Origin of the sequence: Gracilibacillus sp. D59, assembly GCF_052246695.1 — a bacterium.
GTDB lineage: Bacteria > Bacillota > Bacilli > Bacillales > Amphibacillaceae > Gracilibacillus.
The window spans coordinates 68,018-84,201 of record NZ_JBQQCK010000006.1 but is presented as its reverse complement, the minus strand read 5'-3'; the positions used below and the strand labels follow the sequence as shown (position 1 = coordinate 84,201).

At 35.3% G+C, this 16,184-nt stretch carries 18 protein-coding genes; 11 read left to right on the top strand and 7 right to left on the bottom strand.

Translation table 11 applies throughout. The features are described from left to right. Nucleotides 1-143: 143 nt before the first annotated feature. Both ACTWP4_RS11880 and ACTWP4_RS11875 read right to left on the bottom strand, forming a co-directional pair. Entirely contained in the window at nt 144-863 is a 720-nt protein-coding gene (locus ACTWP4_RS11880; protein WP_443128984.1) for a hypothetical protein, read from the bottom strand. 106 nt (nt 864-969) lie between these two features. Next, nucleotides 970-1,953 carry an NAD(P)/FAD-dependent oxidoreductase gene (locus tag ACTWP4_RS11875; protein ID WP_443128983.1) on the bottom strand — a complete coding sequence of 328 codons (984 nt, stop codon included), beginning with the start codon at nt 1,951-1,953 and terminating at the stop codon, nt 970-972. A 287-nt stretch (nt 1,954-2,240) separates the two neighbouring features. Between ACTWP4_RS11875 and ACTWP4_RS11870 the strand changes: the two genes are divergently transcribed. The 3 genes from ACTWP4_RS11870 (at nt 2,241) to ACTWP4_RS11860 (ending at nt 5,089) form a co-directional block, all read left to right on the top strand. Continuing rightward, complete coding sequence (locus ACTWP4_RS11870) at nt 2,241-3,461, top strand: NAD(P)/FAD-dependent oxidoreductase (RefSeq protein WP_443128982.1); 1,221 nt, start codon at nt 2,241-2,243, stop codon at nt 3,459-3,461. A 563-nt stretch (nt 3,462-4,024) separates the two neighbouring features. Beyond that, nucleotides 4,025-4,336 carry a YuiB family protein gene (locus tag ACTWP4_RS11865; RefSeq protein ID WP_443128981.1) on the top strand — a complete coding sequence of 104 codons (312 nt, stop codon included), beginning with the start codon at nt 4,025-4,027 and terminating at the stop codon, nt 4,334-4,336. A gap of 66 nt (nt 4,337-4,402) precedes the next feature. Further along, nucleotides 4,403-5,089, top strand: coding sequence for a 3D domain-containing protein (locus ACTWP4_RS11860; protein WP_443128980.1), 687 nt, complete (start codon nt 4,403-4,405; stop codon nt 5,087-5,089). 164 nt (nt 5,090-5,253) lie between these two features. Here the strand turns inward: ACTWP4_RS11860 and ACTWP4_RS11855 are convergent, their stop codons facing one another. Both ACTWP4_RS11855 and deoD read right to left on the bottom strand, forming a co-directional pair. Further along, nucleotides 5,254-5,727 (bottom strand): divergent PAP2 family protein, encoded by a 474-nt coding sequence (locus tag ACTWP4_RS11855; RefSeq protein WP_443128979.1) that lies wholly within the window; start codon nt 5,725-5,727, stop codon nt 5,254-5,256. A 202-nt stretch (nt 5,728-5,929) separates the two neighbouring features. Continuing rightward, on the bottom strand, nt 5,930-6,637 hold the full coding sequence (gene deoD, locus ACTWP4_RS11850) for a purine-nucleoside phosphorylase (RefSeq protein ID WP_443128978.1): 708 nt from the start codon (nt 6,635-6,637) through the stop codon (nt 5,930-5,932). Nucleotides 6,638-6,878: 241 nt separating this feature from the next. Here deoD and ACTWP4_RS11845 point away from each other — a divergent pair, with 241 nt between their 5' ends. From ACTWP4_RS11845 to ACTWP4_RS11835, 3 genes are all read left to right on the top strand, one after another. Continuing rightward, on the top strand, nt 6,879-7,142 hold the full coding sequence (locus ACTWP4_RS11845) for a phosphocarrier protein HPr (RefSeq protein ID WP_443128977.1): 264 nt from the start codon (nt 6,879-6,881) through the stop codon (nt 7,140-7,142). Between the two features lie 87 nt (nt 7,143-7,229). Continuing rightward, nucleotides 7,230-7,400, top strand: coding sequence for a hypothetical protein (locus ACTWP4_RS11840; protein ID WP_443129160.1), 171 nt, complete (start codon nt 7,230-7,232; stop codon nt 7,398-7,400). Nucleotides 7,401-7,459: 59 nt separating this feature from the next. Further along, entirely contained in the window at nt 7,460-8,044 is a 585-nt protein-coding gene (locus tag ACTWP4_RS11835) for a superoxide dismutase family protein (protein ID WP_443128976.1), read from the top strand. 139 nt (nt 8,045-8,183) lie between these two features. On the opposite strand, the gene ACTWP4_RS11830 is transcribed toward ACTWP4_RS11835, so the two are convergent. Both ACTWP4_RS11830 and ACTWP4_RS11825 read right to left on the bottom strand, forming a co-directional pair. Beyond that, nucleotides 8,184-9,350, bottom strand: coding sequence for a MalY/PatB family protein (locus ACTWP4_RS11830; protein ID WP_443128975.1), 1,167 nt, complete (start codon nt 9,348-9,350; stop codon nt 8,184-8,186). 112 nt (nt 9,351-9,462) lie between these two features. Beyond that, entirely contained in the window at nt 9,463-10,260 is a 798-nt protein-coding gene (locus ACTWP4_RS11825) for an alpha/beta fold hydrolase (protein ID WP_443128974.1), read from the bottom strand. A gap of 296 nt (nt 10,261-10,556) precedes the next feature. Here ACTWP4_RS11825 and yugI point away from each other — a divergent pair, with 296 nt between their 5' ends. The 3 genes from yugI to ACTWP4_RS11810 all read left to right on the top strand — a co-directional run bounded on the left by yugI (nt 10,557) and on the right by ACTWP4_RS11810 (nt 13,311). Continuing rightward, nucleotides 10,557-10,907: a S1 domain-containing post-transcriptional regulator GSP13 gene (yugI, locus tag ACTWP4_RS11820; protein WP_443128973.1), complete on the top strand. Its 351-nt coding sequence runs from the start codon at nt 10,557-10,559 to the stop codon at nt 10,905-10,907. Nucleotides 10,908-11,392: 485 nt separating this feature from the next. After that, on the top strand, nt 11,393-12,739 hold the full coding sequence (locus tag ACTWP4_RS11815; RefSeq protein WP_443128972.1) for a glucose-6-phosphate isomerase: 1,347 nt from the start codon (nt 11,393-11,395) through the stop codon (nt 12,737-12,739). A 158-nt stretch (nt 12,740-12,897) separates the two neighbouring features. Then, on the top strand, nt 12,898-13,311 hold the full coding sequence (locus ACTWP4_RS11810) for a YugN family protein (protein ID WP_443128971.1): 414 nt from the start codon (nt 12,898-12,900) through the stop codon (nt 13,309-13,311). 69 nt (nt 13,312-13,380) lie between these two features. Here ACTWP4_RS11810 and ACTWP4_RS11805 read toward each other — a convergent pair whose 3' ends face one another. Continuing rightward, nucleotides 13,381-14,394: a potassium channel family protein gene (locus ACTWP4_RS11805; protein WP_443128970.1), complete on the bottom strand. Its 1,014-nt coding sequence runs from the start codon at nt 14,392-14,394 to the stop codon at nt 13,381-13,383. Between the two features lie 70 nt (nt 14,395-14,464). On the opposite strand from ACTWP4_RS11805, the gene ACTWP4_RS11800 reads away from it, so the two are divergent. Continuing rightward, nucleotides 14,465-15,523, top strand: coding sequence for a M20/M25/M40 family metallo-hydrolase (locus ACTWP4_RS11800; protein ID WP_443128969.1), 1,059 nt, complete (start codon nt 14,465-14,467; stop codon nt 15,521-15,523). Between the two features lie 65 nt (nt 15,524-15,588). Further along, the gene (locus ACTWP4_RS11795; protein WP_443128968.1) at nt 15,589-16,167 is read left to right on the top strand and encodes an ECF transporter S component; all 579 of its coding nucleotides are present in this window, start codon (nt 15,589-15,591) and stop codon (nt 16,165-16,167) included. Nucleotides 16,168-16,184: the final 17 nt, after the last annotated feature.

Genomic DNA, 16,184 nt, shown 5'->3' with positions numbered 1-16,184 from the left:
TGTAATAAATGTTATTTAACTTTGGCAAAAAAAAAGCATTCCTCAAAGAGAACGCTCTTCTAAAAGTTTTGTATTGACGAACAAAGAACTTAACAACAACTAACAGTGGGGAAACGGTAATGAATCCGCTCTTGTAACCCACATTATTTATTGACCTTTTCTTTTTCCTCCTTATTTTTCCCCGGCATCATAAAAGATAAGGGTTTCCAACTGTTTTCTATTTTTTCTACAATATGATAGGTTCGCTCAAATAAAATCGAACGAAGATTATCTAGCTGTCTGAATGTTTTTTCCATCAATGCTTCTTGATTTTCAAAACTGTCTAGAACTTTTTCTTGTTTTTCATCCTGTTTAGAAATTTGCTCTGCCATTTGTTGATGTAACGTATGCATTTCACTCATCTGAGAAGTAAGCTGCTCCGAAAATGATTTATATTCTGAAAGTTGGCTTATGATTTCTTGATTTGACTGACTAACTTGATTTAATTTGTTTTCTATATACTCCTGCTTTACATCTTTTTCATCTTCCATTAAACGTTTAAGTTCCTGATTTTTATTATCTAGCACTTGTAACCACTTCCTTACATCCTGTTCAAAATTCTCATGTTTTACAGTTTCTTTATATAACTGTTCTAATCTACTACTCAGGTCTCTCCATTTTTTCGCTCCTGTAAATTCATTTTGCTGATGCCTTATTTTGATGTTTTTCACTTCTTTAGTTAAGGATTCATTGAAATTTTTCTGTTCTTGAATTAATTCAGCAAAATAATCCGTTTTAAAATAATTTTGATTTGGGATATTTTCAATCTCTCCTTTATGTTGAAATACACCTGGATGTTCGGATTTATTAATAAATATTCCCATAAAATTTCATCACCTTTAGCATTTTTTATCATTGTATGCATCTACCTTAAAAATAGATAATTGACCTAAATAAAAAGCATCGAGCTAATTTGCTCGATGCTTTTTATTAAAACATGCTTGTTGAGTGTTTAGGTTGAATTCTCGCTTTTGGATCCATATATGCTTTAGCATTGTTAACTGCAGTTGGTCCTTCACCAAATCCGGCAGCAATTAAGTTTACTTTACCAGGATACGTACAAATATCACCCGCAGCATAGATGCCTGGGACATTTGTTTCCATTTTTGAGTTAACTACAATACTATTCTTATCAATTTCCAATCCCCAATTTTTTATTGGTCCTAAAGAAGAAATGAACCCATAATTAACTAACACATGATCCACATCTAATACGACTCCTTTGTCACCCTTGACTTCTTTTAATCGAACTTGATCTATTTGATCTTGCCCAATCAGACTTTCTGGTACATACGGTGTTAAAATATTCACATTAGAATTCATTAAATTCTCCACACTTGCCTCATGTGCACGGAACGAATCTCTTCTGTGTACTAATGTCACTTCTTTTGCAATTGGTTCCAGCATTAATGCCCAATCGACGGCTGAGTCGCCTCCACCGAATAATACAACACGTTGGTCTCGGAATTTATCCATATTATCCACGAAATAGTGAAGGTTTTTATCCTCAAAATGTTCTGCATTAGTTATATTTAATTTTCTCGGTTGAAAAGCACCATTTCCACCAGTAATAATCATTACTTTAGAAAAATGTTCTTCTGTCGGTGTTGTAATTCTGAGTGTTTCTTCATCTACTCGTTCTACACGTTCGACGGATTGATTTAAGACAATTTCAGGTTTAAATAAATCCGTTTGTTCTTTTAAGTTATCAACGAGCTCTTGTGCACGAACTTTGGGAAAGCCAGCAACATCATAAATATATTTTTCTGGATACAATGCGCTGAGCTGACCACCAATCTGTGGTAAACTCTCGATTATTTTAACTGAGGATTGTCTTAAGCCACCATAAAAAGCTGTAAACAATCCGACAGGTCCTGCTCCGATTATCGTTATATCATAAACTTCTTTAGACATATTTAGATTCCCCCTAATGCTTACATCAATGCCTTATATTTTAACATAATAGTGTCTATTATGTCATTTTTACAAGGCTGGAATTGAATTTTCGTAAATTCTGCCAAATCTAGAAAAGAGGTTAAAAAAATTACGAAATTTAAAAATCAAGGGTTGAAAAATGTCGTAAAAAGGTCTAACATATACTATGGACTAATTATTTAGACATATGTATTATTATGTGATTGTACGTGAAATACATCACGAATAGTTGCAACAAAAAAAATACTTAAATGGATGTGAGAAAGATGAATAAACCGAAAATTGTCATTTTGGGAGCAGGCTATGGTGGGCTTACGACAGTAGCCAAGCTACAAAAAAAATTAGGTGTCAATGATGCACACATTACTCTTGTAAACAAGAATGATTACCACTATGAATCAACTTGGTTACATGAAGCTGCAGCAGGTACATTACATCATGACCGTAGCCGTGTCAGAATATCTGACCTTATTAACTCAGCGAAGATTAACTTTGTGCAAGATACGGTAACAGCGATTAAACCAGATGAGAAAAAAGTTGAATTGCAAGATGGTAACATATTGGAGTATGACTATCTAGTAGTTGCTTTAGGTTTTGAAGCTGCTACATTTGGTATTCCTGGTTTATTAGAAAACGCACTTACGATTGGAAGCATTAATAAAGCGCGTCAAATTCGTGAACATATTGATTATCAATTTGCGATGTATAATAATGAAGCTGAACCAAAGCAAGAACGATTAAATATTGTTGTCGGCGGTGGTGGCTTCACTGGAATTGAGTTTGTTGGAGAATTAGCAAATCGTATTCCAGAACTTTGCGAAGAATATGACATCGATCGCAGTAAAGTAAGAGTCATCGTAGTAGAAGCGATGAATACAATTATGCCAGGATTTGATCCAGAGTTAATTGAATATGCAATGAACTCACTGGAAGCTCGTGGAGTGGAATTTAAACTTGGTGCATTCTTAAAAGAGGTTCGAGCTGATGGAATCACTATAGAACAAAATGATGAAAGAGAAGATATTCCAACTATGACTACAGTATGGGCTGCTGGTGTACGTGCCAACCATTTAGTAGAGGAATCCACATTAGAAGATAATCGTGGTAAAGTGCAGGTTACACCAGAATTGCGTGCTCCATCACATGAAGATGTGTTCGTTGTTGGTGATTGTGCATTAATCTGGAATAAAGAAATTGATCGTCCATATCCACCAACTGCTCAAATTGCTATGCAAGAAGCAGAAGTATGTGCACACAATTTAGTCGCACTTGTAAAAGGCGGCGAATTAGAGCCTTTCGAATTTATTAACCGAGGAACTGTATGTTCACTTGGGCATAAAGATGCAATGGGATCGATTTTTGGAGGCAAGAAAATCTTTGGATGGACTGCTTCTTTCATGAAGAAAGTCATTGATAATCGTGCGCTATTAAAAATCGGTGGTGTAGGACTATTATTGAAAAAAGGTAAATTTAACTTCTTTTCATAATCACTAGTAAAAAGCAGAGGATAACTCCTCTGCTTTTTAAATGTTTGTCCTTTAAAACAGTGGTTAAAAACTGAGAAATAATGAAAATTTTGTTTAGAGTAGCTTTCTTCCATTCTTTTATTGCTGAGTGCTGGAATACCGATTCGGCAGAATACTGCGCTATTTTTAGTGTTTTGATTATTGATAGAGCAGAACTTATGGAACTAAATTCATTGGCTTTCCTGTCGATTTTTTAGAAAACCCATTCTAAGCTGCGGAAAGATACTCACTTTCCGTGGGCATGGCTTCAGCTAACTTGAGCAGATGTTGACTTATGTCCTTTGGGTAAAAGCGGAGCATTCTGCCGGAGCGAATGGCAGCACTCATCGACATTCAGAATAGAAGAAAGCAAATCTAAAAAGTATAACTTCGCAGTTTATGTATACTGTGGTTATAGCTGTTATAAAGTTTGTGAATGGAATTAATTTTTATTACAAAAAAATGAACTTTATTGCACAAGTCTACATAGCAGTATAAAATAAGAAGAGTTATTGATTTTGATATGATCGAAGAGGAGTATTCGAATGATTCAACTTTTTATCTCTGTTCTTTTATTTTTTGTTTTATTTTTTGGCATTAGCTTTATTCTTAACATGATCTTACGCCAAACATGGTTAATGGCGTTTGTTTTTCCGGTTATTGTTATGTTTATTGTTGATACGTTTCCGTTTTCTACATATTTTACTGATCCAGGATATGCATTTTCGACACTGTGGAATGAATTGATCACCTTAGGTGTGCAAGATGCAATTATTTTATCATCTGGCTTTATCGGTACGATAGTTTCGGGGATTGTCATTAAGTTTCTAAGAAAAAACGGTTATCAAATGTTCTAAAACGAGACAAATGTATATTTCCTGTTGTTAGTGGAAAAGATTACACCTAGAGAGGTGTGATCTTTTATGTTTTTATGGAAAATTTCAAAAACTCTATTGATGATTACTCTACTGTTAGGGGCATTAATGTCTAGTTTCACCATGGTATCTAATGTATCAGCGCAAGAAGTGTTTAATAGCTTAGCAGACGACAGCAATGATTCACTTGATATAAGTTATCAGCAAGACCGAGAAATTCTAGCCAAGAAAAAGAAATTTGTCAAGCACATAAATAAACCTGTCACTTATATTTCAAGTGAAGAAATAACAGCACCATCAACCCTGGAAGAAACTTTAGATTTAAGTCAATATGAGAAACATAAGGTTGTAGCTACAGGTTATACAGCTGGTGTGGAATCGACTGGGAAAACTCCGGATCATCCTGCTTATGGCGTGACGTATTCTGGAGTCAAAGTTACCCGTGATTTATATTCCACAATTGCGGCAGATTTAAGTGTTTATCCTATTGGCACGATTTTATATGTACCTGATTATGGATATGGTATAGTAGCAGATAAGGGTGGTGCCATTAAAGGTAATAAGATTGATTTATACTACCCAACAGTAAAAGATGTGTATGAAAAATGGGGGAAAAAAACAGTAGATGTGTATGTGATTGAATATGGAACTGGACATTTAACCGAAGAAGTATTGGCATCGTTGAATAATACAGAATCATTACAGGTATTCCGACATCGGTATAAAGCAGAATGAAAAAATGGAGGAGTGAGCCAAGTATTAGCTCACTCCTTTTGTTTAGTTTGATAGTATAACTATATAAGTTGTAAGATGACTTATGATTGAACAGGACTAATTGTTTATCCAAAATAGTGTAGAATAAAAATCAGCCGTTTGGCTGTTTTTATTTTAAGCAGGATTTAAAAAAGCGGGTAAATTAAGAAGGCTAAAAGGACTCCTGTTAATCCACCGAAGAACACCTCAATTGGCTGATGTCCGAGGAGTTCTTTTAATTCTTTCTGTTTCTCGTATTCTCCTTTTTTAGACCAGCCTTTTGCTTCGGTAACAAAATGGTGGAAGTCTTTCACTAGCGTGTTTAACAAAATAGCTTGTTCTCCAGCTTGTCTACGAATGCCAGTTGCATCAAACATAATAATAATAGCTAGCACACAAGATACGGCAAATAGTCCTGATGATACACCGTGTTCCATTCCAATTCCTGTGGCAACAGCTGTAACGGCAGCAGAATGACTACTCGGCATCCCACCTGTACTAAATGTTAAGCCAGGTTTAAATTCTTTCGTTGCGATAAAATGTAAGGGAACTTTAATGGTTTGGGCAAAAGTAATCGCAAGCAAAGCTGCCCAAAGTGGGAAATTATCGAAAAGCTCCAATTAGAACATCCTTTCTGTCTCTTAGGTGGATATCTTGGTATCCTTGATGGAATGATAAATGAGTAGTACACGAATTTAGATATGTATGCATTTTCTTTACTATTATAGCATAGCTTTTACGTCTTTAGTATCGATTAATCATCAATTAACATAGTTTTAATAGTAAAAAGATGAGAACAAAGATAGCTCTCATCTTTTATTGCTATTTAATTGCCGCATCTAGTGATACTTCAATCATGTCATTAAAAGTCGTTTGACGTTCTTCTGCAGTAGTTTCTTCACCTGTAATAATATGATCAGAAACTGTTAGAACGGATAATGCATTACGGTTGTATTTAGCTGCCAATGTATATAATGCAGTTGACTCCATTTCAATTGCTAACACATTATATTGATCGAGCAATTCTAACAATTCTTTCATGTTATCACGATAAAAGCTATCGCTAGTGAATACATTCCCAACTCTTAGAGAAAGTCCTTTTTCTACACCTGTGTCATATGCTTTTTTCAGCAAATCAAAATTAGCGGTTGGTGCGTAATCAATACCACCAAATACCATTCTGTTCATTTGCGAGTCTGTAGAAGAGGTGCTCGCAAGTATAACATCTCGTACTTGCACATCTTTCTGGATTGCGCCGCATGTTCCGACACGTATTAAATTTTGTACATCATAACTTTGAATTAACTCGTTTACATAGATGGAAATAGAAGGAACACCCATACCTGTACCTTGAACAGAAATGTCCTTTCCTTTGTATGTTCCTGTAAAACCATACATCCCGCGTACTTCATTATAGCAACTTACATTTTCTAAGAAATTTTCCGCTATATATTTAGCTCGTAATGGATCTCCTGGAAGTAAGACAGTATCTGCAATGTCTCCTTTATTTGCTCCAATATGTACACTCATGTTGTAGGCCTCCTTTTAGGCAAAATGTTTATAATTAGAAAATATCATACTGAAAATCGAAATACAAATAGTATCCTTTTCATATAAATTGTAATCCATTTCAACGATTGCGGAATTTTTTCTTTTTTTAGTTTCTTAATTCGTTGTTATCGTATATAATAGTGTTAGTTAGTCATTTCACAATTTAGGGCAATTAGTTAACTGTTGAATGATGATCGATCGATGAGGAGGAGTTGTTGTTATGAAAGAACAATCTTTTACTATTCAAAGTGACACGGGAATCCATGCAAGACCAGCTACTTTATTAGTAAATAAAGCTGGACAATATGAATCGCATGTGGAATTACATTATAATGGTAAAACAGTAAATTTAAAATCCATCATGGGTGTTATGTCACTAGGAGTTCCTAAAGGAGCGGAAATTCGTATTACTGTTGATGGTAATGATGAGGATCAAGCTCTTGAAGGAATTGCTGAAACAATTGCAGAACATCTAGGAGAATAAAGTGAAAAAAGCTAGTTTTTAATACTAGCTTTTTTTTATGTTATAATAAGAACTTATAAATCATTTTTTATAAAAGGTAAGTGATGCATGATGATGGAATTTCTCTATTTTCCAGAAGATAAATCGTTATATATCCCAGCTGTAATTAGCTTAATGATCTTTGTAATCGGTGCTTTTGTTGCCATGCATTTTATTAAGAAAGCATCCAAAAAAGAAGAAGAGAAATGGAAACAAAAATACGACGATTTGAAAGACTGATTAAGATTACTTCTCCTTGTCCATAATAGTAAATGGATACGTAAAGAGGAGTAGATAATATGAAATGGTATGTATTATTTTGTTTCTGTTTAACAATGCTTATAATCCTTACAAGTTGCCAAGCGGAGGATCGCTCTCCATTAGATGTCCGTTTATATAATGCGGATAAAGATGCTGTAGGAACTGCTACATTCAAGGAACAAGAAGGCAAGGTGACAGTTAAAGTTAAGGTGGAAGGCCTAGAGCAAGGAATGCATGGTGTGCACATTCATGAATATGCTAAATGTGAAGGGCCGGATTTTCAATCTGCCGGCAATCATTTTAATCCTGAAGGAAACGAACATGGTCTCATGCATCCGGATGGTTCTCATCTAGGTGATATGCCTAACTTAGAAATAGAGGCGGATGGCACGGCAGATGTAGAGTTTGAACTTCCGGGTGCGACCTTAATGGATGGGAATAAGTCATTGTTGAGAGAAGATGGTACCTCGATTATAATTCATGAAGGACAGGATGATGGGGTTTCACAACCTGCAGGTAATGCAGGGGATCGAGTCGTTTGTGGGGTCATATCTTTAGATGAAGCAACAGAGGAAGAAAAACCAACTGATCCAACTGAAACTAATAAAGAAAAAGAAGAGTAAGCATTCAATCGCTTACTCTTCTTTGTGAGCTAAAAATGACAGAGATATCTTGCTTCCATGCGCCAAAACAAGACAACTTTAACCCTTTAGATGATGAAAGGTCTTCATCGAGTCACGCGTGTACCACAAACCTTTTTTCTTATTTTTTCAACGCATTTATAATTCGGGTTGTACCTTCTTGGACAATTTCAAAAGGACAAGCAATATTCATCCGCATAAAACCTGTCCCTTCTTCGCCGAATGAGGCACCGTCATTTAACCCAACTTTAGCTTCTTTTTGTAGAAATTCTTTTAATTCTTCTTGTGAAAGGCCAAGTTCACGAAAATCAAGCCATATTAAATATGTACCTTCAGGACGGAATACGTTAACTTCTGGATGATTAGCAAATGCTTTATCCACATAGTTTATATTGGTTTGTAATTGGTCGAGTAATCGATCGAGCCATTCTCGTCCATTATTATAGGCTGTATCTAAAGCAGTTATCCCCATTGTATTCAGAATATGCATTCCTTGTTTATGGAAGGTCTTTTCCAGTTCATCACGTTTCTGCTTATCAGGTACGATTGCATAGGAAACTTGTAATCCTGCCAAGTTAAATGTTTTGGTTGGTGACATACACGTAATAATCTGATCTGTCATATCTTCATCGATCTTAGCGACCGGGATATGTTTGTTTGGTTGATAGACCAGATCAGCATGGATTTCGTCAGAAAGAATTAGGACATTATATTTTTTACATAGTGCTACAATCCTCTCTAATTCTGCCTGTGTCCAGACACGACCAACCGGATTATGCGGATTACAGAGAATAAATGCTTTCACTCCCTGTTGTAATTTAGCTTCAAAATCTTCAAAATTAATCTCATATCGGTTTTCTTGAACAATGAGTTGATTTTTTATTAATTCACGTTCATGTCTATTAACGATGTCATAAAAAGGAGGATATACAGGGGTCTGAATCAGAACTTTATCTCCTTTGTCCGTGAAAGTTTGGATGGCCATATATAATGTTGCGATCACACCGGGACTATATTGTATCGAAGCACTTTTTACTTTCCAATCATGTTTGTATTCTAGCCATTCGGTGATCGTATCTTGAAGTGCATTATCGGTAAAAGTATAGCCAAATACACCGTGTTTAGCACGCTCTATCAACGCATCTTTTACAGCTGGTGGAACTTCAAAATCCATATCAGCTACCCACATTGGTAAAACATCTTCCGATCCGTAAAGTGCTTTTACTAAATCCCATTTGACTGCCCTTGTATTTCGTCTTTCAATTTGTTTATCAAAAGAAAATGTCATATATTTTTGCACTCCCTTCATAACTTTTCTTGTAATTCTATTCCATCATACCGCCCACTTAAAGAAAAGTCTAATACTCGACTTAGTAGGAAAGATGGACATAGCCTCTTTCCTACTGACTAACCATTTTGACGATATGATGAGGGTATTCTTCTGGAAGGAGATGACCAGCTTGATCTAGTGTTGTTAGTGTTGCGTTTGGCAGGTATCTAATGAGTTCGTATCCGATTTCGTAGGGAATAATTTCGTCGTTTTTCCCCCAAATAATTTTGGTTGGGGCTTTAATGGTTGAGAGTGCTTGTTCAGATAAGTCGCCCTGGTGGTCGTTTAAAATTTTTATGATACATGGATATATATTTTTGTCCAGAAAGGGTTGTTTATAGTGCTCCAACATTTCATCTGTGATGAGGTTATCGTGATAAATCGAATGCCTGAGCATTTCATAAACTCCTTTTCGCTTTAACAATCTTCTTGCAATAAAAGGTGATAATGGATTATGACATATTAATTTGGCGAACATAGGTGAATGTTTCATAAAGCTGCATGGTGCTAATAAATATAACTGATTGATACGATCAGGGTATTTGTAAGCAAACCTTAAGGAAATTTGTCCACCCATTGAATGACCGAGAAAAATAGCTTTACTGATAAAAAAGTTATCCATTATAAATTTAATAGCATCTGCCATATGATCATAAGAAAATAAACAAGTATTGGATTTTTCGCTTTCACCAAAGGGTGGAATATCGATGGTAATGATTTGGAAGTCCCTTTGTAATAAGGGAATTAGCTTTCGAAAGCAATATGTAGAGGCTAAAAAACCATGAAGCATGATAAGGGTTGGCTTGAGAGAGTTTTTATAAAAAGTGAAGCTGATGATATGTCCTTTAAATGGAATTGTACTTCTCATATGATGTAACCTCACTTAGCTAGGGTCATTTAGATAAAAACTGTTTACTTTGATAAAAAAATAAGCAAAGCGACGGATCGCTTTGCTATCCAGGGGGAATACGAGAAAGTCTTACATATTTATAAATTGCCCATTTTCATATTTGTTAAACCTTTTTTTTGAAAAAATTTTTATGATGTTTTATTTAGCTTGAAGAGCACAGCTTTCTTTTGCTATTTTTATCCTAAGTATGCTAACATTACTTAATGTTTAAAGAGTAATTAATTGGTAAGAAAATGCTTAGAGGAGTTGGATTTATGTCAGATGAATTTCAAATAGGAGATATTGTAGAAGGAGTAATTACAGGCGTTCAACCTTATGGTGCCTTCGTCTCGATCGGTGAGGAAGTACAGGGTTTAATTCATATATCTGAAGTTAAAAACGGTTTTGTAAGAGATATTTCAGACCATGTAAAAGAAGGAGATAAAGTAACAGTTAAAATAATTGAAGTTGATGAAAGTGAAAACAAATATGCATTATCAATCCGTGCGTTAGAGCCCGAAAATCAAGCTGATCGCAATACTAATCCCATCTCGGAAAAAGAAGGAGAACATGGATTTAACACACTGAAGGACAAGCTGAAAGAATGGATTAAACAATCAGAGTAATAAAGAGGCTGGGACAAAAGAGATTTTATAAAAATAATATCCGAACGATTATGCGAATTTCTACGTTTAAAAATTGATATCGTTCGGATTTTTCAATTACCTAATAGAAAGATAATACCCCGTAATTCTGGTGCCAATTTTGAAACGGTTTTAACTGCTAAACATTCGCTTCGGATACCCGCTGGTCTTTCCGTGGGGTTTTATCTTCAGCTAACTTTTCCAAGCAAAGATCGCTCAACCATTTTACACATGTCAAAATTACCACTTTGACCAATTGTTGCATCAGTTACTACACATAATCCTTCTTATATTCATTGTAATTCTTTACATCATTCGTCTTTGGATTGGAAAAATTGATTTGTCTCAGCCTCTTAATTTTTTATCAATTCAGAAGGTTTTAAAAATTACTTATTGCATTGCTTGATTTAATGTACAGGATTCGGTACATTTAAATAGTGAGAATAATTATTGGAGGTTACAAAAACATGACACATGTACGCTTTGATTACGAGAAAGCATTAGCCTTTTTCGGGGAACATGAATTAGAGTACCTGAAAGAACCGGTAAAATTAGCACATGAAATGGTACATAACAAAACAGGTGCAGGGAATGACTTTTTAGGTTGGGTAGACCTTCCAACTGACTATGACAAAGAAGAGTTTGCCCGTATAAAGAAATCAGCTGAAAAAATTAAATCTGATTCTGATGTGCTTTTAGTTGTTGGTATTGGTGGTTCATACTTAGGAGCACGCGCAGCAATCGAAATGCTTAACCATTCTTTCTATAATGAATTAGCCAAAGAACAACGTAATACACCACAAGTATTCTTTGTTGGAAATAGCATTAGCGCTCCTTATATTAACGATCTATTTGATGTATTAAAAGACAAAGATGTTTCTGTTAATGTTATTTCTAAAAGTGGTACGACGACAGAACCAGCGATTGCTTTCCGCATTTTCCGTAAGTTTCTTGAGGAAAAATATGGTGTGGAAGAAGCGAAGAAACGCATTTATGCTACAACTGATAAAGCAAAAGGTGCACTAAAAACATTAGCGAACGAAGAGGGATACGAAAGCTTCGTGATTCCAGATGATGTAGGTGGGCGTTACTCTGTTCTTACAGCAGTAGGTTTATTACCGATCGCAGTAAGTGGAGTAGATATCGATGAAATGATGCAAGGTGCACAAAAGGCTCAAGTAGAATTAAGTGAAGCGGATCTTGCGAAAAACCCTGCTTACCAATATGCAGCTGTACGTAATGTTCTATACAATAAAGGGAAAACAATTGAAATGCTTATCAACTATGAACCAGCACTTCAATATTTTTCTGAATGGTGGAAGCAGCTTTACGGTGAAAGTGAAGGGAAAGATTTCAAAGGCATTTATCCATCTTCTGCTAACTTTTCGACTGACCTTCACTCATTAGGTCAATATGTACAAGAAGGACGCCGTGATATTTTCGAAACCGTTCTTCACGTAGAAGAACCAAAATCAAACATCACGATTGAAAAAGAAGCACAAGACTTAGATGGATTAAATTATTTAGCTGGTGAAACACTGGATTTTGTTAATGAGAAAGCATTCCAGGGTACATTACTGGCACATACTGATGGGGAAGTACCGAATTTACTTGTCCATCTCCCTAAATTAGATGCATTTACATTTGGATATGTCGTGTACTTTTTCGAAAAAGCTTGTGCGATCAGTGGATACTTATTAGGTGTGAATCCATTTGACCAACCTGGTGTTGAAGCGTACAAGAAAAATATGTTTGCCTTACTTGGTAAACCAGGTTTTGAAGAAGAAAAAGAAAAATTAGAAAAACGTTTATAGAAAATAAAAAGGGCTGTCCTAAAGCAAATACTTTAAGGATAGCCCTTTTTATATAATAGATAGTATTTAATAGCATGTACTAAAGTATATAGGATAGGCGGTTTTTTAACATATTTTCTTCTTGCAAGGGCACCCTATGTGACAAAGGGGTGAATCCGTTGTACGAATTAGATTCGACTATTGAGAATAATGTATATTCCTATCAACAAGTAAAAAATGTACTAGAAAAGGAAGGGTATGCACTGGGCGGAGCGTGGGAATATGATCACGGCTATTTTGATTATAAACTAGCTAATAATGGCGGCTACCATTTTCTTCGCATCCCTTTTCATTCTGTAAGAGGGGAGATAGAACAGGATGCCGCAGTAATTAGAATGGATAAACCATATCTACTGACTCACCGTTATCAGGATGATGTTGACTCTTATGCAGAAAGCAGTGTCATACAAGCTTCCTTTAATCAATTCCAGGCACCATCAGAAAAAGATGCTGATATTCCATCTAATTATATTGAAAAAGGAAAAGTCGTATTGCAAAACTTGGAAGTATTACTTACACATTTAGCAGATTAAAAACAATCTAAGTACTAACTTAACCCATTTCTATACATGAAATGGGTTTTAGCTTTGATAATGTATTTACTACTGTTGTTGGACATGTTCGAATGGCTGTAAATATATCAATGAATCTCCCTCTTTCATATGTAAAGCGAAATCGGGATGTAAGATCATTTTATTTTCCCGAATCAATCCGATTAACCATTTCCTCTCTGCTAAAAATTGCTGAGCACAAAAATAAAAATCTTTCTGAATCAATTCTCTATTAATTAACTCAGAGCAAAATTGTTGTTCTTCTAGTGTCTCTGCTATAATATCAGTAACTTGGGGATCTTTCTGAAACAGTGATTGATAAAATAAGGAACTCATAAAATTATTAGAACGGACTACTACATCGGTACCAGCCCGAATCGCATTCTTTCGTTGCATTTCAGTTAAAATTTCTGCAATGATATGAATGGTAGGATTATTGCCGCGAGCTGCAATAATGTTCAAAATTGTTTGCCGGTCAGCTTCTTCTTCCGTCAAGGTCGGGTCAGAAGTAATAATCACAAATTTTGCTTGTTCAATATTGGCTTTTTGTAATGTTTTATCTGTAGTAGGTTGCCCATTAATAAAATGCATCTGGTGGTCCTTATAGGACAATTTATTTAAAGTATGATCAATCAATACTATATCTGTATCGAGCTTATGATTATCAAACATTTCAATTAATTGTTTTGTACGTTCATTCCAACCAACAATGATAGTATGATTCGTACCTTTATAAGAGATTTTTCCTTCTGATAAATCTTGTTCGTGTTTAATCGTACCTGCTGATAGGGTGGCCATGTAAAATGTAACGAATCCACCACCGGCTAAAATTAACAGGATAGCTAAAATTTTTCCGAGAAAACTAAGTGGAACGTAATCGCCATATCCTACGGTTGAACCAGTGACAAACGCCCACCAAATTCCGTCAAAAGTGGAAGGGAAATGGTTAGGTTCGATTAAATGGATAAGATATCCAAAGCTAAACATTAATATTGTCACACTTAATAACAGCCGTACAATAATTGGAAGGTGGAAGTACAATTGTACCCATTTGTTCCAAAGCATATGATCACCTTTTTTTACTTATAGTGTAAACAACTTATATTACCTTATTCTAATAGGAGGAATGTTTATTATGGAGAAAGAGAGAATCGCATTTTTACAAAAATTGTTACATACACCATCACCATCAAGTATGGAGATGGAAATTCAGAAACAATGGATAAAATATGTAGAGCCATTTGTCGATGAAATACGTACCGATCATGCAGGAAATGTAATTGCCGTAAAAAATGAAAAGGCAGATTTTCATTTGCTTTTGGCCGGGCATAGTGATGAGGTTGCTTTTATTGTTAATCGTATTGATGAAAATGGTTTTGTCTATGTTGCCAAAATGGGAGGTATTAATCCAAAGTCTGCCATTGGCATGAAAGTTGAAATATTGGGTCAGGAAAAACATGTACCAGGGGTTATCGGCGTTAATGCTCAGCATCATGGTGGAATAAAAGGTGACTTTGACGTAGAAGATCTATTTATAGATTGTGGAGCAAAAGATAAATCAGAAATAGAGGCTGATATCCAAGTCGGGGATTTAGTAGTATATCGTCGACAATCTGAAGTCTTAAAAAACCGCTATGTTTCAGGAAGGGGCCTTGATAATCGCACAGGTGCTTTTATCGTTGCAGAAGTTATGAGAAGGCTTGAAGATAAAAATATTAATATAGGAGTTTATGGTGTAAGTACTGTGAATGAGGAAACAAACATGGGTGGTGCCTATTTTGCAGCGGCAGGTCTTAAGCCGGATGCAGCATTAGCATTAGATGTTACATTTGCTACTGACTACCCGTCTGTTGATAAACGAAAACATGGTGATATTCGCTTAGAAGCTGGTCCAGTCCTGGCGAAAGGAGCACCGATTAACCGTAAATTAAATCAATTATTAGAGAAGAATGCCAAAAAATTAGGTATCGATGTACAATATGAATTAACACCAAGACATACAGGGACAGATGCTGATAAAATGCGTTTAACTGGTAAAGGAGTTCCGATTAGTTTAGTCTCACTACCATTACGATATATGCATTCACCTGTTGAAACAGCAAGTATAAAAGATATTGAAGAGGAAATTTCATTATTGGTGGAAATGATCACAAGTATGACTGGAAAGGAAAGTTTAAATCCGCTAGATGATTAAATGTGTTGACATAATATGTTAAAAACCATACGATTAAATTATGAGATCGATGGGGAGGTAACCTTTTGAATTCATCATCTGTGCAAACAAGTAATCTCTATCGTTTAATTGTTATGGCGATTATGGGAACAATATCGGTATTATTAATGTTTTTAAATTTTCCTTTACCATTTCCATTTATTCCAGCTTATTTGAGAATAGATGTAAGTGATATTCCGGCCTTGATTGCTGGAATTCTTTTCTCACCAGTCGCAGGAGTGGTTGTTGTAGCCATTAAAAATGTTTTGTATGTTTTGGTAACAGCCATTTCAGACCCAATTGGTGCGTTAGCCAATTTTTTTGCTGGAATGTTTTACGTGGTCCCGGTAAGCTTCATGTATATGAAATACCGTTCCATGAAAAGTGTGCTCATCGGATTAGGAATTGGTACACTACTCATGACGATTGGTTTGTCCATTCTAAATTATTTCCTATTTATCCCAGCATATAGTTGGTTTATGGGCTGGGAAGAAATGTCCAAAGATGTAAAGCTAAACACGGTACTTATTGGTATCCTGCCATTTAACCTGATAAAAGGAATAATAGTAGGTACCATTTTTGCACTGATTTTCACCAAACTTAAAAATTGGATACAAAAAAAATAAAGAATCGAGCAAAGTGG

Excerpts from the sequence above, each read along its gene's own strand:
- ACTWP4_RS11880 (WP_443128984.1), bottom strand. The coding sequence starts at position 863 with ATGGGAATATTTATTAATAAATCCGAACATCCAGGTGTATTTCAACAT.
- ACTWP4_RS11875 (WP_443128983.1), bottom strand. The coding sequence starts at position 1,953 with ATGTCTAAAGAAGTTTATGATATAACGATAATCGGAGCAGGACCTGTC.
- ACTWP4_RS11870 (WP_443128982.1), top strand. The coding sequence starts at position 2,241 with ATGAATAAACCGAAAATTGTCATTTTGGGAGCAGGCTATGGTGGGCTT.
- ACTWP4_RS11865 (WP_443128981.1), top strand. The coding sequence starts at position 4,025 with ATGATTCAACTTTTTATCTCTGTTCTTTTATTTTTTGTTTTATTTTTT.
- ACTWP4_RS11860 (WP_443128980.1), top strand. The coding sequence starts at position 4,403 with ATGTTTTTATGGAAAATTTCAAAAACTCTATTGATGATTACTCTACTG.
- deoD (WP_443128978.1), bottom strand. The coding sequence starts at position 6,637 with ATGAGTGTACATATTGGAGCAAATAAAGGAGACATTGCAGATACTGTC.
- ACTWP4_RS11845 (WP_443128977.1), top strand. The coding sequence starts at position 6,879 with ATGAAAGAACAATCTTTTACTATTCAAAGTGACACGGGAATCCATGCA.
- ACTWP4_RS11840 (WP_443129160.1), top strand. The coding sequence starts at position 7,230 with ATGATGATGGAATTTCTCTATTTTCCAGAAGATAAATCGTTATATATC.
- ACTWP4_RS11835 (WP_443128976.1), top strand. The coding sequence starts at position 7,460 with ATGAAATGGTATGTATTATTTTGTTTCTGTTTAACAATGCTTATAATC.
- ACTWP4_RS11830 (WP_443128975.1), bottom strand. The coding sequence starts at position 9,350 with ATGACATTTTCTTTTGATAAACAAATTGAAAGACGAAATACAAGGGCA.
- ACTWP4_RS11825 (WP_443128974.1), bottom strand. The coding sequence starts at position 10,260 with ATGAGAAGTACAATTCCATTTAAAGGACATATCATCAGCTTCACTTTT.
- yugI (WP_443128973.1), top strand. The coding sequence starts at position 10,557 with ATGTCAGATGAATTTCAAATAGGAGATATTGTAGAAGGAGTAATTACA.
- ACTWP4_RS11815 (WP_443128972.1), top strand. The coding sequence starts at position 11,393 with ATGACACATGTACGCTTTGATTACGAGAAAGCATTAGCCTTTTTCGGG.
- ACTWP4_RS11805 (WP_443128970.1), bottom strand. The coding sequence starts at position 14,394 with ATGCTTTGGAACAAATGGGTACAATTGTACTTCCACCTTCCAATTATT.
- ACTWP4_RS11800 (WP_443128969.1), top strand. The coding sequence starts at position 14,465 with ATGGAGAAAGAGAGAATCGCATTTTTACAAAAATTGTTACATACACCA.